At 67.3% G+C, this 18,704-nt stretch carries 18 protein-coding genes, 1 tRNA gene and 1 pseudogene; 9 read left to right on the top strand and 11 right to left on the bottom strand.

Features of this window, described 5'->3' with window-relative positions; all coding sequences use genetic code 11:
- Window position 1: 1 nt before the first annotated feature.
- From E6G92_01795 to E6G92_01755, 9 genes and pseudogenes are all read right to left on the bottom strand, one after another.
- On the bottom strand, window positions 2-3,109 hold the full coding sequence (locus E6G92_01795) for an efflux RND transporter permease subunit (protein TMJ18600.1): 3,108 nt from the start codon (window positions 3,107-3,109) through the stop codon (window positions 2-4).
- A gap of 3 nt (window positions 3,110-3,112) precedes the next feature.
- Window positions 3,113-4,159 carry an efflux RND transporter periplasmic adaptor subunit gene (locus E6G92_01790; protein TMJ18599.1) on the bottom strand — a complete coding sequence of 349 codons (1,047 nt, stop codon included), beginning with the start codon at window positions 4,157-4,159 and terminating at the stop codon, window positions 3,113-3,115.
- Between the two features lie 63 nt (window positions 4,160-4,222).
- Window positions 4,223-4,975 (bottom strand): TlyA family RNA methyltransferase, encoded by a 753-nt coding sequence (locus E6G92_01785; protein ID TMJ18598.1) that lies wholly within the window; start codon window positions 4,973-4,975, stop codon window positions 4,223-4,225.
- Window positions 4,976-5,022: 47 nt separating this feature from the next.
- Window positions 5,023-5,574: a TIGR02594 family protein gene (locus E6G92_01780; GenBank protein TMJ18597.1), complete on the bottom strand. Its 552-nt coding sequence runs from the start codon at window positions 5,572-5,574 to the stop codon at window positions 5,023-5,025.
- Between the two features lie 261 nt (window positions 5,575-5,835).
- Window positions 5,836-6,258 carry a 30S ribosomal protein S9 gene (gene rpsI, locus E6G92_01775; GenBank protein TMJ20656.1) on the bottom strand — a complete coding sequence of 141 codons (423 nt, stop codon included), beginning with the start codon at window positions 6,256-6,258 and terminating at the stop codon, window positions 5,836-5,838.
- A gap of 171 nt (window positions 6,259-6,429) precedes the next feature.
- Window positions 6,430-6,537, bottom strand: a pseudogene (locus E6G92_01770) (30S ribosomal protein S9).
- On the bottom strand, window positions 6,537-7,016 hold the full coding sequence (rplM, locus tag E6G92_01765; GenBank protein TMJ18596.1) for a 50S ribosomal protein L13: 480 nt from the start codon (window positions 7,014-7,016) through the stop codon (window positions 6,537-6,539). Before rplM ends, E6G92_01770 begins: the two are co-directional and overlap by 1 nt.
- A gap of 121 nt (window positions 7,017-7,137) precedes the next feature.
- Complete coding sequence (locus E6G92_01760; GenBank protein ID TMJ18595.1) at window positions 7,138-7,470, bottom strand: divalent-cation tolerance protein CutA; 333 nt, start codon at window positions 7,468-7,470, stop codon at window positions 7,138-7,140.
- Window positions 7,467-8,435, bottom strand: a complete 969-nt coding sequence (locus E6G92_01755; GenBank protein TMJ20655.1) for a heme A synthase — start codon at window positions 8,433-8,435, stop codon at window positions 7,467-7,469. The genes E6G92_01760 and E6G92_01755 overlap by 4 nt, the downstream gene beginning before the upstream one ends.
- A gap of 188 nt (window positions 8,436-8,623) precedes the next feature.
- Here E6G92_01755 and E6G92_01750 point away from each other — a divergent pair, with 188 nt between their 5' ends.
- Both E6G92_01750 and E6G92_01745 read left to right on the top strand, forming a co-directional pair.
- The gene (locus tag E6G92_01750; GenBank protein TMJ18594.1) at window positions 8,624-8,992 is read left to right on the top strand and encodes a MerC domain-containing protein; all 369 of its coding nucleotides are present in this window, start codon (window positions 8,624-8,626) and stop codon (window positions 8,990-8,992) included.
- Window positions 8,993-9,415: 423 nt separating this feature from the next.
- Complete coding sequence (locus E6G92_01745; GenBank protein TMJ18593.1) at window positions 9,416-9,877, top strand: transcriptional repressor; 462 nt, start codon at window positions 9,416-9,418, stop codon at window positions 9,875-9,877.
- A gap of 176 nt (window positions 9,878-10,053) precedes the next feature.
- On the opposite strand, the gene E6G92_01740 is transcribed toward E6G92_01745, so the two are convergent.
- Window positions 10,054-10,293, bottom strand: a complete 240-nt coding sequence (locus tag E6G92_01740) for a hypothetical protein (GenBank protein ID TMJ18592.1) — start codon at window positions 10,291-10,293, stop codon at window positions 10,054-10,056.
- 179 nt (window positions 10,294-10,472) lie between these two features.
- On the opposite strand from E6G92_01740, the gene E6G92_01735 reads away from it, so the two are divergent.
- From E6G92_01735 to E6G92_01725, 3 genes are read left to right on the top strand one after another with little or no spacing between them, the layout of a single operon-like run.
- Complete coding sequence (locus E6G92_01735) at window positions 10,473-11,648, top strand: hypothetical protein (protein TMJ18591.1); 1,176 nt, start codon at window positions 10,473-10,475, stop codon at window positions 11,646-11,648.
- A complete protein-coding gene (locus E6G92_01730; protein TMJ18590.1) occupies window positions 11,645-13,570 on the top strand; it encodes a 1-deoxy-D-xylulose-5-phosphate synthase in 1,926 nt (641 codons plus the stop codon). Before E6G92_01735 ends, E6G92_01730 begins: the two co-directional genes overlap by 4 nt.
- A 1-nt stretch (window position 13,571) precedes the next feature.
- Window positions 13,572-14,309: a hypothetical protein gene (locus tag E6G92_01725; GenBank protein TMJ18589.1), complete on the top strand. Its 738-nt coding sequence runs from the start codon at window positions 13,572-13,574 to the stop codon at window positions 14,307-14,309.
- Window positions 14,310-14,399: 90 nt separating this feature from the next.
- On the opposite strand, the gene E6G92_01720 is transcribed toward E6G92_01725, so the two are convergent.
- The gene (locus E6G92_01720; protein TMJ18588.1) at window positions 14,400-14,657 is read right to left on the bottom strand and encodes an aspartyl-tRNA synthetase; all 258 of its coding nucleotides are present in this window, start codon (window positions 14,655-14,657) and stop codon (window positions 14,400-14,402) included.
- An 85-nt stretch (window positions 14,658-14,742) separates the two neighbouring features.
- Between E6G92_01720 and E6G92_01715 the strand changes: the two genes are divergently transcribed.
- From E6G92_01715 to E6G92_01700, 4 genes are all read left to right on the top strand, one after another.
- Window positions 14,743-15,414, top strand: a complete 672-nt coding sequence (locus tag E6G92_01715) for a hypothetical protein (GenBank protein TMJ18587.1) — start codon at window positions 14,743-14,745, stop codon at window positions 15,412-15,414.
- A gap of 12 nt (window positions 15,415-15,426) precedes the next feature.
- Window positions 15,427-15,705, top strand: a complete 279-nt coding sequence (locus E6G92_01710; GenBank protein ID TMJ18586.1) for a hypothetical protein — start codon at window positions 15,427-15,429, stop codon at window positions 15,703-15,705.
- Window positions 15,657-18,476, top strand: coding sequence for an EAL domain-containing protein (locus tag E6G92_01705; protein ID TMJ18585.1), 2,820 nt, complete (start codon window positions 15,657-15,659; stop codon window positions 18,474-18,476). The genes E6G92_01710 and E6G92_01705 overlap by 49 nt, the downstream gene beginning before the upstream one ends.
- Window positions 18,477-18,603: 127 nt before the next feature.
- Window positions 18,604-18,677, top strand: a tRNA-Gly gene (locus E6G92_01700).
- Window positions 18,678-18,704: the final 27 nt, after the last annotated feature.

Below are 18,704 nucleotides of genomic sequence, written 5' to 3'. Positions count from 1 at the left end.
CTTATTCGGCCGGCTGCGGCTGTTCCGGCCCGGCCAGCTGTCCTTCGAGCCTGCGGGTCACGGCCAGCGGCGAGCCCGTGTAGCGCGCCAGCCTCGAATAGAGGAGCGGGATCAGGAACAGGGTGATCACGGTCGCGATCGAGACGCCCCAGACGATGACCACGCCGATCGCGGTTCGCGCCGCGGCGCCCGCCCCGCCGGCGAGCATCAGCGGGACCGCGCCGGCGACGGTGGCGATCGAGGTCATCAGGATCGGCCGCAGGCGCCGGCGCGCCGCCTCGCGCACCGCGGTGCCGATGTCGCGGCCGGAGTCGCGCAGCTGGTTGGCGAACTCGACGATCAGGATGCCGTTCTTGGCGGCGAGGCCGACCAGCATGACGAGGCCGACCTGGCTGTAGAGATTGACCGTCTGGCCCATCACCGCGAGCCCGATCAGGCCGCCCGCCACCGCCAGCGGCACGGTGGTGATGATCACGCCCGGGTGGACGAAGCTTTCGAACTGGGCGGCGAGCAACAGGTAGACGACGAGGATGGTCAGCGCGAAGACCAGGTAGATCGATCCGCCGGCCTCGCGGAAGGCCTGGCTTTCGCCGCGATAGCCGACCGCCATCACCTCGGGCGCCTGCGCCGCCTGTTGCTCGAGGAAGGTGAGCGCCTCGCCGAGCGAATAGCCGGGCGCGAGGCCGCCGGAGAGGGTGATCGCCCGCAGCTTGTTGTAGCGGCCGAGGTCGCGCGCGCCTGCAATGCCGTTGGTGGTGACGAGGTTGGAGAGCGGGACGAGCGTTCCGGTGCGGCTGCGCACGTAGATCGCGGCGAGATTGTCCTCGGTGGTTCGGGCGTTTGCCTCGGCCTGGACGACGACCCGATATTCGCGGCCCCGGTCGACATAGGTCGAGACCCGCCGCGAGCCGAGCAGCGTCTGAAGCGCGTTGGAGACGTCGGCGACCGAGACTCCGAGATCGCCGGCGCGGGCGGTATCGACCTGGATCCGAAGCTGCGGCTTGTTTTCCTTATAGTCGCTGTCGAGGTTGACGATTCCGGGGTTGCTCGCGGCGGCGGCGATGATCCTGTCTCGGGCGCGGGCGAGATCGGGGTAATTGGCGCCGGCGATGACGAAGTTGACCGGCTGGCCGCGGCCGCGGTTGAGCGAGCTCCTGATCTGCGCGTTGCCGCGGATCGCGGGAATCTGGGCCAGCTCGCGGTTGATCCGCGCGGTCATCTCGGCGGTGGTGATCGTGCGGTCTTCCCAGGGCCTCAGGAAGATGCTCATCGCGCCGTTGTTGAAATCGTCGCTCGGGCCGAAGCCGCCCGGCGTGCGGATGATCAGCGAGCGCACCGCGCCCTGGCCGACCATCGGCAGAAGCCGCGCCTGGACCTCGGTCATGTAGCGGTCCATCTGATCGAAGCTGGTGCCTTCGGGCGCGGTGATGCTCGCCTGGAGGATGCCCGTATCCTCGCCCGGCACGAGCTCCGACTTGAGGAAGGCGAACAGGACGCCCGAAGCGACCAGGAACAGGCCGACGACGACCAAAGGAACGAGCGGCTTGCGCAGTGCCCAATCGAGCCGGCGGGCATAGCCTTCCTCGATCCGGCGGAAGATCCGGTCGATGCGCAAGGCGAGGCCGCGCCGCTCGACATGCCGAAGCAGCTTCGAGCAGAGCATCGGCGCGAGCGCGAGCGCGAAGAAGCCGGAGAAGGCGACCGCGCCGATCATCGCCGCCGCCAGCTCGCGGAACAGGAGGCCCGTCTGGCCGGCGATGAACATGATCGGCACGAACACCGCGCAGACGACCATCGTCGTCGAGATGATCGCGAAGCCGACCTGTCGAGCGCCGTTGAAGGCCGCGGCGAGCGGGGGCTCCCCCTCCTCGATGCGGTGGTAGATATTCTCCAGAACCACGATCGCGTCGTCGACGACGATTCCGATCGACAGGACCAGGGCGAGCAGGGTCAGCAGGTTGATCGAGAAGCCGACCGCCCACAGGACGGCGAAGCTGGCCAGCAGGCAGAGCGGCACGGTGACCGCCGGAATGAGCGTCGCGCGCCAGCTCCCCAGGAACAGGTAGATGACGAGCACGACGAGGACCGCCGCCTCGGCCAGGGTCCCCCAGACCTTCTCGATCGCCCGGCTGATGAACTGGCTGTCGTCGGAGCCGACGGTGATCTCCATCCCCTCGGGCAGGGTCGGGCGCACCTGATCGGCCATCGCCTTGGCGGCGTCGGCGACCGCGAGAGTGTTGGCGCCCGACTGGCGGATGATGGCGAGGCCGGTCGCCGGATTGCCGTTCATCCGGAACGAGGCGTAGGGATTTTCCGGCCCCTGCTCGACCCGGGCGACGTCGCCGAGCCGCACGAGATAGCCGTCCTGCCCACGCCCGACGACAAGGGTGCGGAACTGCTCGGGCGTGGCGAAGGACCGTTCGACCCTGAGCGTGACATTCTGCTGCGCCTCGAGCCGGCCGGCGGGAAGCTCGACATTCTGCCGGGCGAGAGCGCCTTCCACGTCGCCCGGAGTGAGACCGAAGCCGGCGAGCCGCTCGGGCTGGAGCCAGACGCGCATCGCCGGGCGCGCCTCGCCGGCGATGAACACCTGGGCGACTCCGTCGATCGCCCGGAAGCGGTCGGCGAGGTTGCGGTCGACCCAGTCGGTCAGCTGGAGCGGCGACCAGCCGGGCTTGGAGATGACCAGGAACATGATCGGCGAAGCGTCGGCATCGACCTTTCGCACCACCGGGGGATCGATCTCCTCGGGCAGCGAGCGGGCGGCGGCGCCGACCCGGTCGCGCACGTCGTTCGCGGCGCTGTCGACGTCGCGGCCCGGCGTGAACTCGATGGTGATGTTCGATTGGCCGTCCTGCGATCGCGAGGTGATCGTCTGAAGGCCCGAAATGCCTGCGAGCTGCTCCTCGAGCACCTGCGTGATCCGGGTCTCGACGATGTTCGCCGCGGCGCCGATATATTGGGTCTGGACCGAGACGACCGGCGGATCGACGTCCGGATATTCGCGCACCGACAAGGCGAAGAAGCCGATGATCCCGGCGACGGCGACGAGCATCGCGACCACCGCCGCGAAGACCGGCCGCTTCACCGACAGATCGGAAAGCTGCATATCCTAACGCCCCGCGGCCCGGCCGCCGCCTTGCCCCGCGAGCCGCACCTGCATCCCGTCGGCGACCTTGATGATCCCCTCGGTCACCACCTTCTGGCCCGGCCTCAGCCCGGCGAGGATCTCGACCCGCCCGCCGAGATGGGCGCCGGTCCTGACCGGCATCCGGTGGACCCGACCGCCCGGGCCGATCGCGAATACGTAGCGCGCGTCGCCCTCGCCGAGCACTGCGAGCTCGGGCACCGACAGGCCCGATCGGCTGGCGCTTTGGATCGCCACCCGCATCATCATCCCCGGCCGAAGCAGCCGATCGGGATTGGGCAGGCGGGCTCGGACGGTGACCGCGCGGGTGTTGGGATCGATCACCGGGTCGATCGTCTGGATGATTCCGTGGAAAGGCCGGCCGGGATAGGCGGCCGATAGCGCCTCGATCGTCAGTCCCTCGCGGATCGCGGCCAGCATCGTCTCGGGAACGGTGAAATCGAGCTTGATCGTCGAAAGGTCGCTGACCGTCGCGATCTCCGTGCCCTGGCCGGCGATCGCTCCGACCGAGATGGTGCGAAGGGAAACCCAGCCGGAGAAGGGCGCGCGGATCACGCGGTCGCCGATCTGCGCCTGGATCGCCTGCTGCTGGGCCCGCGCCGCGGCGGCGGTGGCGACCCTCGTGTCATAATCGGAGCGGGTGGCGAAGCCGCGGCCCTTGAGCTGCTCGATCCGCTGGAGCTGCTGCTGCGCCTCGCGCGCCCGAGCATTGGCCTCGCTCAGCTCGGCGGTCTGCTCCGCCTGGCGAAGCACGGCGATCACCTGGCCCGAGCGGACGAAGGCGCCGTCGTCGAAGTTGAGGCGGACGATCCGCTCGGTGACCGGGGCGGAGAGAGTCACCTGCTCGTTGGCGCGGGCGGTGCCGACCGCCTCGATCCGATCGACGAAGGTCATCGTCGCCGCCGGCTCGGCCTTGACCAGCGGCGCCTGGCGGTCGCGCTCCTTGGCGCCGCCGCCGCTGCACGCCGCGGCGAGTGCGGCGAGGAGGAAAATGAAGACAGTGCGAGTCACGCTTGAACCTTCTTTGCGCCGCTCAATCACGAATTTTCGGCGGCTGTCGAGAGGGGGCTTGTATCAAAGTGTCTCAGCTTGCCCGCCTTTTCGCGCCGCGATCAGGAACTCGACATTGCCTTCCGGGCCGGTGATCGGGCTCGGCACCACGCCCTCGACCTCCCAGCCGCGCGATCGGAGCCAGTGCGCGACCTCGGCGCAGACCCGCTCGTGCACCGCGCCGTCGCGCACCACGCCGCCCTTGCCGATCTCGGCGCGCCCGGCCTCGAACTGCGGCTTGATCAGGGCGATCAGCCGCCCGTCCGGCCTGGCGAGATCGAGAGCGGTGTCGAGCACCTTGGCCAAGGCGATGAAGCTCGCGTCGCACACGATGATGTCGACCGGCTCGGGGACCGTCTCGGCCGTGAGATAGCGGGCGTTGGTCTGCTCGTGGACGCTGACTCGCGGGTCCTGCCTAAGCTTCCAGGCGAGCTGGTTGGTGCCGACATCGACCGCGAACACCTTCGCCGCGCCCTTGTGCAGAAGCACGTCGGTGAAGCCGCCGGTCGAGCTGCCGACGTCGAGCGCGGTCGCGCCGGAGACGTCCCAGCCGAAGTGATCGAGCGCATGAGCGAGCTTGATCCCCCCGCGCGAGACCCAGGGATGCTCCTTGCCGCGCACCTCCAGCGGCGCGTCGGCGGCAAGCGGCTGCCCGGCCTTCTCGATCTTGCGCTCGCCCGAATAGGCGAGCCCCGCGAGGATCAGCGCCTGCGCCTTCGCCCGGCTCTCCGCGAGGCCGCGGTCGACGAGCAATTGATCGGCGCGATGCTTGACCACGGCCGAGCCTATCCGCTTCCGGGCGAACTCGGCAAGCGTTGCCGCGGTCAGGCTTCGTCGGTCGAGAACTTACCATTGCTGCCCAGGAGGTAAGGCTTCACCGTCGCGGGCTGGACATTGTACGGCGGACGCCTCACGGCGCGCAGCCGCGTTTTCGCAATCTCGGCGAAAGTCACGGTATCGGAGGTGTTTCCGCCAAGCACGTGAAAGCTTGCCTGGCTCTCGCCGATGTAGAGGCCGACATGGCCCCCTTCCGGCCGGATGAACGTCAGCACGTCCCCCAGCATCGGCTGCCCGGCCTTGGTGCCGAAATGGCCCCAGTTGAGCGCCCACAAGGGCTTTTCAACGCCAGGCTTCCCCGCTCTCTTGGCGACGACGGCCATGAACAGGCCGCACCAGGCGACGGAATCTGCGGTGTAGACCGACTTCACGTCCGGGTCGCCAAGCTCTTTGACCCACGCCATGATGACGGGATTGTCTCCCGGACCCGGCTGTTCGTCCGTGTGATACAATTCCAGGGCCTTTTGGATCATTTTGGGAAGAGGATCGAGCTTATTCAGGAAGTTGTACTTGACGTCCTTACCTACGAAGTCGGTCATCGTTCCGCCCTTTCCCGAAGATGGAGAAACCACCGTAACAGAATTTATCGGCTGCGGGCAGGAATCCCAGTTCGCTCTACTATGCCCGGCGGGTTTGAGCAGCCAGCCGACGCCACCGTTGACTCCCGCGCCGCAGGGCGTGGCATAGTCGCGCGCCGTGGTTCGCTTTGACGTGGCGATAGCCGCCCCGGTCAATATTCCCCAATAGAAAAGGCGGCCCGGATCGCTCCGGGCCGCCCGATCTGTGTCGTCCAGAACGCCTTAGCGCTTCGAGAACTGGAAGCTGCGGCGGGCCTTGGCCTTGCCGTATTTCTTGCGCTCGACGACTCGCGGATCGCGGGTGAGGAAGCCCTCGCGCTTGACCGTCGTGCGCAGCGCCGGCTCGTAGCGGGTGAGGGCGGTCGAGATTCCGTGGCGGACCGCGCCGGCCTGGCCGGAAAGGCCGCCGCCCGAGACCGTGGCGACGACGTCGTACTGGCCCTTGCGGTCGGCGATGTCGAACACCTGGTTGATGACCAGGCGAAGCGTCGGACGGGCGAAATAGACCTCCTGGTCGCGGCCGTTGACGATGATCTTGCCGGTGCCGGGCTTAAGCCAGACCCGGGCGACCGCGTCCTTGCGGCGGCCGGTGGCATAGGCGCGGCCCTGCTTGTCGAGCTGCTGCTCGCGAAGCACCGCCTGGATCTGCGGGCCTTGGGTGAGGACTCCGTCCTTGTTCTCGTCCTCGGGCTTCTCGCGGCGGCCGCGGCCGTCACCGCGATCGTCGCGGCCTTCGCGGGCCGGAGCGGTCTCGGCGGCGGCCGGCGCCTCGGGAGCCTCGGCGGCCTCGACGGGCGCGGGGGCCTCGGCAGCCTCGGCGGCGGGAGCGTCGGCGGCTTCGGCCGCGGGGGCCTCGGCGGCGGGCGCCTCCGGCTCGGCCGTCAGCTTGGCGAGGTCGGACAGGGATTGACGATTGTCGGACATCAGGCACCCACCTTGTTCTTGCGGTTCATCGCCGCGACGTCGAGAGTTTCGGGGTTCTGGCCGCCGTGCGGATGCTCGGTGCCGTTGTAGAGATGAAGCGCGCGCATCTGGTCGCGCCCCAGCGGCCCGCGAGGGATCATCCGCTCGATCGCCTTTTCGAGCACGCGCTCGGGGAAGCGGCCCTCGAGCACCTTGCCGGCGGTGATCGACTTGATTCCGCCGGCATAGCCGGTGTGCTTGTAATAGATCTTGTCCTGCAGCTTCTTGCCGGTGAAGCGCACCTTGTCGGCGTTGACGATGACGACATGGTCGCCGCAATCGACGTGCGGGGTGAAGCTCGGCTTGTGCTTGCCGCGCAGGATGTTGGCGACGATCGAGGCGAGACGCCCCACGACCAGCCCGTCGGCATCGATCAGATGCCATTTCTTCTCCACCTCGCGCGGCTTGGCCGACTTGGTGGTCTTCATCAGCGCCTTCATGGGGCCAGACCTCTTTTGAAATGAGCAGCGCCGCTCGATGCGAGCGGCGCGGACGGCGGGCATTTGGCTAAGGAGGGGGCGAAAGTCAAGGAAAAGCGGGCGTTTCGTGAGAGGTATTATGTTACCCTATGCTTTCGATCACCCAATCGCGATAGTCGTCCGGCGCCTCGCCGACGGGCCAGACCACCGCGGCCGGCACGTCGTAGCTGTGAAGCGCGGCGAGGCGGGCGATCAGCGCTTGCGCCCCGTCGGCGGCGGTCTTGAAGATCGCCGCGACCTCTCCCGCCTCCTCGATCTTCCCCTCCCAGCGATAGATCGAATGGCAGGCGCCGAGAATGTTCACGCAGGCCGCCAGCCGCTCCTCGACCAGCGTCCGGCCGATCCGCTTCGCCTCCTCCTCGCTGGGGAAGGTTGCGTAGACGCTGACGATCGAGCCACGCGCGAGATCGCTCATGCCCGCGCCTCCCCGAGCCGGTGGGCGGTGACCAGGGTCATCGCCAGCAGCAGCACGGCCATCGCCTGGTGGCTCACCGCGATCTCGATCATCACTCCGGAAACGAGCGTCAGGATTCCGAGCATCACCTGCGCGGCGACGGCCAGAGCCAGCGCGGTCGATTCCCACGCAAGGCGCGCTTTCCAGCCCCTGATCGCCAGCGCGATCGCCAGGGCAGCGACGGCGAAGGCGAGCCAGCGGTGGACGAACTGGACGGTGATCGGGTTGTCGACGAAGTTGCGGATCGCCGGGCTCATCCACTCCGCGCCGGCCGGATAGAGCGCGCCGCCCATCGTCGGCCATGTGTTGAACGCGTAGCCGGCGTCGAGCCCGGCGACATAGGCGCCGAACATGAACTGGAGAAACAGGGCGCACAGCGTCCAGATTCCGAGCAAGGGGATCCGCGAGCGCGCCTTCAGGTCCAGGGCCACCCAGATCAGGCCGGCGAAGATCGCCAGCGCGGTGAGCAGGTGGACGGCGAGGCGGATGTGGCTCACATCGGGCCGGTCGACCAGGCCCGAGGCGACCATCCACCAGCCGATCGCCCCCTGCAGCGCTCCCAGAGCCAGGATGCCGCCCAGCTTCCACGCCGCACCCGGCGGGATTGCGCGCCTCCAGGCGAACCAGGCGAAGGGCAAGGCGAAGGCGAGCCCGATCAGCCGGCCGAGCAGCCGGTGGAGATATTCCCAGAAATAGATCGCCTTGAAATCGCCGAGGCTCATCCCGCGGTTCATCTGCTCATATTGCGGGCTGGCTTTGTAGCGGTCGAACTCGGCCTGCCACTGCGCGCCGTTCAGCGGCGGCACCGCCCCCGAAACCGGCTCCCAGCGGACCATCGACAGCCCGGATTCGGTGAGCCTGGTGATCCCGCCGACGACGACCATCGCGAAGACCAGAGCGGCGACGATCAGCAGCCAGGCGGCGATGGCGCGCGGCCGGGGAGCGGGCGTATCGGGGCGTGCCAACATGCGCCGGCCTATGGCCGAGCGCCCGGCCCTTGCCAACCGGAGGCACGCCGTCCTCATTCAGCCAACCCCGCTGCAACCAATTCGAAAATGTAATGTTGTAACGTGCGTCGCCTGGCCGTATAGGCGCGTCAAGGATTCGAAAACGCATGTTCGCAAGCCTCACCGCCAATGGAAGGATCGACCGGCTGGCCATCGGCCTGTCGGGCCTGTGCCTCGTCCACTGCGTCGGAACCGCGGTTCTGGTGATGATGCTCGCCTCGGCCGGCGGCCTGCTGGTCGATCCGCGAATCCACGAAATCGGCCTGGTCATGGCCATGGCCCTCGGCATGATCGGCCTCGGCGGCGGAGCGATGCGCCACGGCTTCCTTCTGCCGGTGGCGATCGGAAGCCTCGGCCTCGGCACGATGGCCGGTTCGCTGACCTTCCCCCACGGCCTCGAGGAGATCGTCATCTCGGTGATCGGAGTCCTCGTCCTCGCCCTCGGCCACGACCTCAATCGCCGCGCGGTGATCTGATTCAAAGACGCGCGGTGATCTGATTCAAAGAAGAGTCATCCCGGCGAAGCATGTCCTGAGCGCCTGCCTTGGCAGGCAGTCGAAGGGGCCGGGACCCATAAACACCGTGCTCGAAGGAGAGACGCACACCGCCGTGCCGTCCCTCGGCCGCTTCGGTTCATGGGCCCCGGCCTTCGCCGCGCGGTGATCTTATTTAAGGGAGTCATCCCGGCGAAGGCCGGGACCTATGAACACCGAGTTCGAGGAAGAGACGCAAGCCGCCGTGCCGTCCCTCGACCGCTTCGGTTCATGGGCCCCGGCCTGCGGGGTCCCCGCAAAGTAATACTTTGCGGGGTGCCCCTTCGCCGGGGTGACTCCTATGATGCAGGAAACTCAGGCTACGCCGCTTGTTCCACCCCCCCTCAGCGACTACATTCCTCCTCCATGGCCCACGTCCACCACAGCCACTCCGGCGCAGACCTGTCCAACGTCGCCCAGGAGACGATGGAGAAAGCCGGCGAGCAGTGGACGGCGATGCGCTCCGCGGTGTTCGAGGCGCTGGCGAGCTTCGACAAGCCGGCCAGCGCCTACGACATCGCCGAGAAGGTGTCCGGCGATCAGGGCCGCCGAGTCGCCGCCAACAGCGTCTACCGGATCCTCGATCTGTTCGTCGGCGCCAATCTCGCCCGGCGCGTGGAGAGCGTGAACGCCTATGTCGCCAACGACCACCCCGATTGCCTTCACGATTGCATCTTCCTGATCTGCGACAGTTGCGGCCAGGCCAAGCATATCGACGACGACCGCCTCTCCGGCGGCGTGCGCGACGCGGCCAGGGCGGCCGGCTTCAAGGCCCAGCGCCCGGTGATCGAGGTCCACGGCACCTGCGGGGAGTGCGAGGGGGAATAGGCCTTCGCAAGGCCGTATCGACACGCAATTTCCATCGTCATTCCCGCGAAAGCGGGAATCCAGCTTCTGTAGGGCCAGGCGGGAGGAGGAAAGCTGGACCCCCGCTTTGGCGGGGGTGACGGAAAGGGAACGCCCCATTTCCACACAGAGAGCCGGCGGCTGAACATCCATTAGACCTAGGGTCGAGGCGCCCCGCCCAGCGCCCCCAGCACGATCGGACGGTTCGGGTCGCCCCCTTCGAAGGCGACCATCACCACGTCCTTGAGCTTGTAGGCGGGCGCCTTGCTACCTCCCGCCCGCAACGTCTCGGCCCAGAGCGAGGCCTCCCCGGTCATCTCTGGGACGACGATCTTCACCCGCCCGCGGCCGGCCGGGTCATTCGTGTCGACGATCTGGGCGCGAACGAGGTCAACCATCTCGGGGCTCCATCATGATGCTCGGCCGCTGACCGACGCATAGCGCATACACGCTTCGGCAGCTTTCCCCCAATCGTCATGCCCCGTCTCACCCGGCCAGCCCCCGCGTTCGTGCATGACCGGTTAAAAATTCTCACGCGCCTCTTGCCGATATCAACCTTTATGGTTCATAATATCGAATGACCGAGAACCGATTCGCATCTGACGATGCATCCGCCTTCGAGGCGGCGGCCGATGAGCCCGCCTCTCCTCCCAACCGATCCGGCGCGGACGCCCGCGACGCGCTCGCTTTCGCGCCCGTCCCGCTCCGCTATCGAAGCGACGGCCTCACGCCCGCAAAGCAGCGCGAGTTCGTCGAGGCGCTGGCGGACACCGGCCTGATCCACGTGGCTGCGCAGCGGATCGGCGTGTCCCCCCAGGCGGTGAACCGCACCCGCCGCCGCGCCGACGCCCGCTCCTTCGATCTCGCCTGCGCCGCCGCCCAGCGCTTCGGCGCCCGCGGCCTCCACGCCACCGCCTACGAGCGGGCGATCGAGGGCACGATCAAGCGCCATTATTATCATGGCGAGCTGAAGAGCGAGGAGAGGGTCTTCGACAACCGCCTGCTCATCTACCTGCTGGGCAAGACCGAGCATCTGCTCGACGAGCCGCCGGAGGCCGCCGCCGTCGCGGCCAATTGGGAGCCTTGGGTCGAGGCGATGGAGCACGGCACGCCGCTGCCCGACATCCGCCCCGCCTGGCAGAAGGAGCAGGACGAAAGGATGGCCGAGGACGCCGCCGCCGAGGATGAGGAGGAGGACGAGACCGGCGACGACGACGTCTGGGAGGACGAGGACGGAGGCTTTTGGTGGACCCGCTTCCCGCCGCCCGAGGATTTCGACGGAGTCGAGGACGGGGTCGTCGGCGAGGAGGAGTATCGCCGCTCGCTGACCGAGGCCGAGGAAGCCGCGATGAAGGGGCGGAGCGAGGAGGACGCTCGCGAGCGAGCCGAAGAGATAATCGGCGCCTGCGCCCGGCGCGATAGCTATTTCGGCTTCGCCGGAGGCCTCGACACCTCGATGCTGGACGAGGACATTCTGGAAGCGACGCTGAAGGCGGAGCAAGGCGGTTTTTTCTTCGCCAGGGAAGCGGAAACTTCGGAAACTTCCGCGCCGGACGCGCCGAACCCGGAACCCGATTCAGGGTCGTTCCAGCATCCAGCCACGAGCCTCGCGGCGGTGGAGAGCCGGGCCCCGAAACGCGTTCAGGCTGAGGGGAGTGCGCGAGGCGCGGGCGGCGACGGAAATTGCTCAGCTTTCCCTCATGACTTCGATGGCGGCGGCGCTTATGTGGGCCGGCAAGAGGAACAGCCATGAGCGATAGCCCCGCAACCCCGCTGCTCGACCGGGTCGAGACTCCGGCCGATATCCGCAAGCTCGACAGGGAGCAGCTTCGCCAGCTCGCCGACGAGCTACGCGCGGAGACGATCTCGGCGGTGTCGGTGACGGGGGGCCATCTCGGCGCCGGGCTCGGCGTGGTCGAGCTGACGGTCGCGCTCCATTACGTGTTCGATACGCCGGCCGACCGGCTGGTCTGGGACGTCGGCCACCAATGCTATCCGCACAAGATCGTCACCGGCCGCCGCAATCGCATCCGCACCTTGCGCACGGGCGGCGGCCTGTCGGGATTCACCCGGCGAAGCGAGAGCGAATACGACCCGTTCGGCGCCGCGCACAGTTCGACCTCGATCTCGGCCGCCTTGGGCTTCGCCGTCGCCAACAAGCTCGCGGACAAGCCGGGCCGGGCGATCGCGGTGATCGGCGACGGCGCGATGTCCGCCGGCATGGCCTATGAGGCGATGAACAACGCCCAGGCCGCGGGCAACCGCCTGATCGTGATCCTCAACGACAACGATATGTCGATCGCTCCGCCGGTCGGCGGCCTCTCCCACTATCTCGCCCGGCTCGTCTCCTCGGGCAAATATCTGACTCTTCGCGGCCTGGCCCAGAAGTTCGCCCGGATGCTTCCGCAGCGCCTCCACGTCATGGCCCGGCGGATGGAGGAATATAGCCGCGGCATGTGGACCGGCGGCACGCTCTTCGAGGAGCTCGGCTTCTATTATGTCGGGCCGGTCGACGGCCACAATGTCGAGCGGCTGGTCAAGATCCTCGAGAACGTGCGCGACGCCGACGAAGGGCCGATGCTGGTCCACGTCGTGACCCAGAAGGGCAAGGGCTACGCGCCGGCCGAGGCGGCGGCCGACAAATATCACGGCGTGCAGAAGTTCGACGTCATCTCCGGCGAGCAGGCCAAGGCCGAGCCGGGCCCGCCATCCTATACCGGAATCTTCGCCAGGGCGCTGGTCGCCGAGGCGGAGCGCGACGAGACGATCGTCGCCATCACCGCGGCGATGCCGGCCGGCACCGGGCTCGACAGGTTCCAGGCGAAATTCCCCGATCGCACCTTCGACGTCGGAATCGCCGAGCAGCACGCCGTGACCTTCGCCGCCGGCCTCGCCGCGCAGGGGATGCGCCCGTTCTGCGCGATCTACTCGACCTTCCTCCAGCGCGCCTACGATCAGGTCGTCCACGACGTCGCCATCCAGAATCTGCCGGTGCGCTTCGCCATCGACCGCGCCGGCCTGGTCGGCGCCGACGGCGCGACCCATGCCGGAAGCTTCGACGTCACCTACCTCGCGACCCTGCCCAATTTCGTCGTCATGGCCGCCGCCGACGAGGCCGAGCTGGTCCACATGGTCCACACCATGGCGCTCCACGACAGCGGGCCGATCGCCGTTCGCTATCCGCGCGGCAACGGCACCGGAGTCGCTCTTCCCGAGGCGCCCGAGCGGCTCGAGATCGGCAAGGGCCGGATCGTCCGCGAGGGCAAGAAGGTCGCCATCCTCTCGCTCGGCACCCGGCTCGCCGAGGCGCTCAAGGCCGCCGACGCGCTCGACGGCAAGGGCCTCTCGACGACGGTCGCGGACCTTCGCTTCGCCAAGCCGCTGGACGAGACGCTGATCCGCCACCTCCTCGCCACCCACGAGGTCGCGGTCACCGTCGAGGAAGCCTCGATCGGCGGCCTCGGCGCCCACGTTTTGACCATGGCCAGCGATGCCGGCCTGATCGACGCCGGCCTCAAGCTGCGCACCATGCGCCTCCCCGACGCCTTCCAGGACCACGACAAGCCCGAAAAGCAATATGCCGAAGCCGGCCTGGACGCCGACGCGATCGTCGAAACGGTCCTGAAAGCCCTGCGCCACAACAGCGCGGGGATGATCGAGGGGGCGCGGGCCTAAGGTGAGCGATGGCCTGGCCCGGCTTTCGGAGCGCGAACGCCAGGTTCTTCGGCTCCTGTCTCAGGGGCACGACGCGAAGAGCGCAGCGCGAAGCCTCGACGTCTCGGTCCATGCCGTGAACGAGCGGCTGCGCGAAGCACGGCGCAAGCTCGGCGTTACCAGCAGCCGGGAGGCCGCCCGCCTATTCGCGGCTGCCGGGCACGACCTCCCCAAATATTCTGTAGCCAAGAAAATGGAGGTTGGCAGCGAAGACGCCTGCGGCGTTGATGGAGTCGGGCCTGATCGAGAGGCCGCGAGCGGAAGCCGCTCGTTCTCTCCATGGAGCTTGGGGGCTTTTATGATCCTGCTCTTCGTTGCGGCCATAGGAGGCTGGACCATGATTGATGGTGAAGGGGCGACCTCGCATTCGCTGCCGGCCTCGCCGAGAGTGACTGCGACCTCGCCCGCGCAGGGCGCCGCCATAGCGCCGGGGCCGTTCGAGCTCTCGGTGACGTTCGACCGGCCGATGCAGGCTGGCAGCTATTCCTTCGTGCAGGTAGCGCCCGAGAGCTATCCGGACTGCGGCTCCTCGCGCCCCGCTCAGTCACGCGACGGTCGCACCTTCACCCTCCGCTGTGCCGCCGTTTCGGGCCGCTCCTACGAGGTCTGGCTGAACAGTCCTCCCTATATGAATTTCAAGAGTGTCGAGGGTGTGCCCGCCGGGCCTTACCAATTGCGGTTCCGGGCGGGGCGTCGATAGCCGTGACAGGGTCAACTTTGCCCGTCGAGACAGTCGGCAATTTGCTTGCGAACTGCCGCGAGCAGGTCCCCGCCCACGTCCAGCTCTTCGCTACGGACGCCCTAGTTTCGGTCCGAGAGTGCGTGAGAAAACAGAGATCAAGGTGTCTTCCCAGCCTCCCTGATGATAGTCAAACGCGTAGCGGGGGATTTTCTCCAGGTCGTCGGCGTCCAGATCGATTTCCCCAGTGGCGGTGTTCACCTTCTCCTGGAGGCTCACCAGGAGCTTTTGCCATCCCCCGTCCGACCTGGTCGAGGGGTCCTGCTGAAAAAGACGGGCGGTCTCAGCCGAGTTCAATGTGACTAGCATATCCACTCCCAAAAAGATGCGGCGACCCCGTTGTACTTTTCGCGAATCTGCGTACCGTGGGAAGCCCGCAGTGAAAGGGCACGCCATGGACTGGGAAGATCGTATCGCCAACTATGCCACAGAGACCGGTTTTCCCAAGTGCTTGTTCGTAGGCCCGGAGGGGCGCGTTGTCGGCACGTGGATCATGGGCAATGACTACCGGGTCAAATCCACTTATTATGGCGGCTACCCGGCCGGCTATCTGAAGCGGGTCAAGGCTCTTTTTCCCGATAAAAAGCGGGTGCTCCACCTGTTCAGCGGAATGGTCGACACATCCGTCTTTCCCGGCGACACGGTGGACATCAACCGGGAGCTCAAGCCCACCTACGTCGATGACGCGCAGACCCTTACCCGCGTGCCGCTGGAGGAATACGATCTGGTGCTCGCCGACCCGCCTTACAGCATCGAGGACGCGAACCATTACCAAACCACGATGATCAAGCGCAACGTGGTCATGCGAGCGCTTCAGCGCCTCCCGACGGGCGCTCACGTCGTATGGCTCGACCAAGTGCTTCCGATGTATCGAAAAGACGCCTTCGAGCAGGAGGCGACGATCGGCATGTGGAAATCGACCAATCACCGCTTCCGCGGGATCACCATCTTTCGGCGGCGCGATGCGCAGATGTCGAGAATCGTCGCTTCGGCTGCCCGGAAGAGGGAGCGTGTCGTCGCAATGAGCGATGTCTCCGTTCACCACGGATCAACCCCGTTCGGCTAGAGTCCTTAGCTTATGCGTACCCTTTTCCTTGCCGCTCCCCTCGCCCTGCTGCTCCAGGGCTGCCTCGCCCGGACGGCGATCGACGTGGTGACCCTGCCGGTGAAGGTCGCCGGCGCCGGGGTCGACGCGCTGACCACCAGCCAGGCCGAGGCCGACCAGCGCCGCGGCCGCGAGATCCGCGAGGCCGAGGAGCGCGAGGGGCGGATCGCCCGGCGCTGCGAGCGCCACCCGGACCGCGCCGAATGCCGCGGGCGGACGGCCCGCACGGGCGAGGCGCCGCAAGGCCGATAACCCCCTCCCCCGGCAAACAAAATCTTAAGGCGCGTGCGCTATGTGCGTCGCGCATGCCAGGCAGCCGAAGGTACCGAGATTCCGCACTGAGCGAGGCCGGGGAGACTCTCTCCTTTGCCGGGCTTTTCGTGCGCGACTTCCGCTCTCTGGAAGACGACGAGATGGGGGCCGCGCGCGAGCGAGTCCGGGCCCTCGACCAGGTTCCGTTCTTCGTGCTTCTCGCGCATCTCGTCGCCGCCGCGGCCATCGTGTACGATCTCGGAAGCGGAATTCCGCCGCTGGTCGCGGTGCCGCTGTGCCAGATGATCGGGCTCGACCTCTTCGCCTGGCTATGGTTCCGCAAGCGCAAGGTTTCGAGCCTCGTCCCCCACGTCGCGACCCGCGGGGCGGCGGCCTATGTGATCCTCGCCAACCTCCTTTGGGGCGCGGTCGCCTGGGCGGCCCCGGGCGCGGCGAGCGACCCGCTCGTCCTCGACATCGCGCTGGTCGGCGGGATCATCGCGCTCCCGGTAGCCTTCCTGACCTTTCCCGGCCTCACTTTGCTCGGCTGCCTCGGCTGCGGCCTCAAGATCTTCCTTCTGTCGCGCGATCCTCAGGCAGGAGTCGTGGCCGCGTCGCTTTCGGTCTGTCTCATCTGGCTGAGCCTCAAGCGCACCTGCGACCAGGCCGCCCTGCTGAAGCGGCGGATGGAGGTTCACTGGAACGCCCGGCGGGCGGCGCGCTTCATCGAGGAGTTCGAGCAATCGGGCCGCGGCTGGTTCTGGGAAACGTCCGGCCGCGGCGCGCTCTCCTACGTCTCGGAGCATCTCGCCGCCCACTTCAAGACCAGCGCCGACGACCTCATCGGCCGGCCCTTCACCGAGCTGATCGGCACCGACGACCGCGCCGATACCGACGCGTCGGAGCGGACCCTGGGCTTTCACCTTTCGGCGAGGCTGCCCTTCACCGACATCACCGTGCCGGCCAATACCAGCGCGGAAATCTGGTGGTCGCTGTCGGGCACGCCGAGCTTCGACGAGCACGGCCGATTCCTCGGCTTTCGCGGCATCGGCACCGACCTTACTCAGCAGCGCCGATCCGAGGACGAGATCAACCGGCTCGCCAAATACGATTCGCTGACCGGCCTGCCCAACCGCGCGCTGATGCGCCGGACGCTCGACGAGGCGCTGCAGAACCAGAAGCCGACCACCGCCGGCGGCTGCGCCCTGTTCCTGATCGACCTCGACCGGTTCAAGAACGTCAACGACACGCTCGGCCACCCGATCGGCGACGCCTTGCTCAAGCAGGTTGCCCAGCGCCTCACCAACGTGATTGGCGAGAAGGGGCAGATCGGCCGGCTCGGCGGCGACGAGTTCGAGGCCGTGCTTCCGACTTTGAGCGACGCGAGCAGCCTCGCGGCCCTGGCCGAGCGGCTGATCCAGCAGGTGTCGATGCCCTATTCGATTGAGGGACATAACATCTCGATCGGCGCCTCGGTCGGGATCGCCATCGCCCCGGCCGAGGGCTGCTGCGCCGACGCCCTGATCCGCAACGCCGACCTCGCGCTCTATTCGGCCAAGGCCGCCGGGCGCGGCACCTTCTGCTTCTTCGCGCCCGAGATGCACAGCGAGGCGCAGGACCGGCAGATCCTGGAGAACGACCTCAGGAAGGCGATCGGTCGCGGCGAGCTCCAGCTCGTCTACCAGCCGGTGGTCAACGCGCAGACCGAGGCGCTTTCCGGCTTCGAGGCCTTGGTCCGCTGGCACCATGCCTCGCGCGGCGTGATCAGCCCGTCGCTGTTCATCCCGCTCGCCGAGGAAAGCGGCCTAATCCCGCAGATCGGCGAATGGGTGCTTCGCACCGCCTGCACCGAGGCGAGCAAGTGGCCCGAGCATATCCGGATCGCGGTCAACCTCTCGCCGATCCAGTTCGTCGATCCGAACCTGCCGGCGATCGTGATGAGCGCTCTGGCCAATTCGCAGATCCAGCCGCGCCAGCTGGAGCTGGAGATCACCGAGGGCGTGTTCCTGGTCGAAAGCGAATCGACCGACGATATGTTCGCCAAGCTGAAGCAGCTCGGCGTTCGCCTCGCTCTCGACGATTTCGGCACCGGCTATTCCAGCCTCGGCTATCTCAAGAAGGCGCCGTTCGACAAGATCAAGATCGACCAGAGCTTCGTCCGCGGCGCCGCCAAGCAGGGCAGCCGCAACGCCGCCATCATCCGCGCCATCGTCACCCTCGCCGAGAGCCTCGGAATGGACACGACCGCCGAGGGCGCCGAGACCCACGACGAACTGACCCTGATACGCGAGCTCGGCTGCAGCCACATCCAGGGCTATATCTTCGGCCGGCCGATGCATTGCGACGAGGCCGGCAAGCTCGCCGCCCAGAACGAGGCGGTGACCGCCGATGGCTTCCAGTTCAATCGCCCGCCCCGCCAGGGCCTGCTCAAGGTCGCCAGCCTGCAGTGGAACGGGATGAACATCGGCGTCCGCGTGCGCAACATCTCGACCGGCGGCGCCCTGCTCGAGGGCGACCGCGTGCTGCCGCCGGGCTCGCAGGTCCAGCTCGATCTGCCTGGCTGCGGAAGCCTCGGCGCGGAGGTGCGCTGGGCCGAGGGCAAGCGGATGGGCATCCAGTTCGAGCAAGAGTTCGACCTTCGTCGCCTCGCGCCCGGCAAAGAGCGTACCTTCGGCGCCCGCCTCTCGGGCCAAGGCTATACCAACCTCAAATATGCCGACGGCGCCGCCGACAAGAAGGCGCTGAGCGCGAGCGACCTGCGCTACCGCTAGAGCGAGTCCACTGCGTGGATCGCTCTAGCTTTCCCGATCGCGATTTCCGAGCCGCCGGCTGTCCCAACCGGCTCGAAATCGCTCGATGCTTGCCGTCCGCGCGGCCCTTGCCTAGATGAAGGACGAAGCGGGTGTAGCTCAATGGCAGAGCAGAAGCTTCCCAAGCTTACGACGAGGGTTCGATTCCCTTCACCCGCTCCAGCGCGCTTCTCCAACCCAGCACCGTCA

It is taken from the genome of Alphaproteobacteria bacterium, from assembly GCA_005883305.1.
GTDB lineage: Bacteria > Pseudomonadota > Alphaproteobacteria > Sphingomonadales > Sphingomonadaceae > Allosphingosinicella.
The sequence above is the reverse complement of the archived record's forward strand: the minus strand, read 5'-3'. Positions and strand labels throughout refer to the sequence as shown.

Coding starts and splice junctions, on each gene's coding strand:
- E6G92_01745 (TMJ18593.1), top strand. CDS start 9,416: ATGGCCCACGTCCACCACAGCCACTCCGGCGCAGACCTGTCCAACGTC.
- E6G92_01720 (TMJ18588.1), bottom strand. CDS start 14,657: ATGCTAGTCACATTGAACTCGGCTGAGACCGCCCGTCTTTTTCAGCAG.
- E6G92_01760 (TMJ18595.1), bottom strand. CDS start 7,470: ATGAGCGATCTCGCGCGTGGCTCGATCGTCAGCGTCTACGCAACCTTC.
- E6G92_01735 (TMJ18591.1), top strand. CDS start 10,473: ATGACCGAGAACCGATTCGCATCTGACGATGCATCCGCCTTCGAGGCG.
- rplM (TMJ18596.1), bottom strand. CDS start 7,016: ATGAAGGCGCTGATGAAGACCACCAAGTCGGCCAAGCCGCGCGAGGTG.
- E6G92_01750 (TMJ18594.1), top strand. CDS start 8,624: ATGTTCGCAAGCCTCACCGCCAATGGAAGGATCGACCGGCTGGCCATC.
- E6G92_01795 (TMJ18600.1), bottom strand. CDS start 3,109: ATGCAGCTTTCCGATCTGTCGGTGAAGCGGCCGGTCTTCGCGGCGGTG.
- E6G92_01740 (TMJ18592.1), bottom strand. CDS start 10,293: ATGGTTGACCTCGTTCGCGCCCAGATCGTCGACACGAATGACCCGGCC.
- E6G92_01730 (TMJ18590.1), top strand. CDS start 11,645: ATGAGCGATAGCCCCGCAACCCCGCTGCTCGACCGGGTCGAGACTCCG.
- E6G92_01710 (TMJ18586.1), top strand. CDS start 15,427: ATGCGTACCCTTTTCCTTGCCGCTCCCCTCGCCCTGCTGCTCCAGGGC.
- E6G92_01780 (TMJ18597.1), bottom strand. CDS start 5,574: ATGACCGACTTCGTAGGTAAGGACGTCAAGTACAACTTCCTGAATAAG.
- E6G92_01715 (TMJ18587.1), top strand. CDS start 14,743: ATGGACTGGGAAGATCGTATCGCCAACTATGCCACAGAGACCGGTTTT.
- E6G92_01705 (TMJ18585.1), top strand. CDS start 15,657: ATGCCGCGGGCGGACGGCCCGCACGGGCGAGGCGCCGCAAGGCCGATA.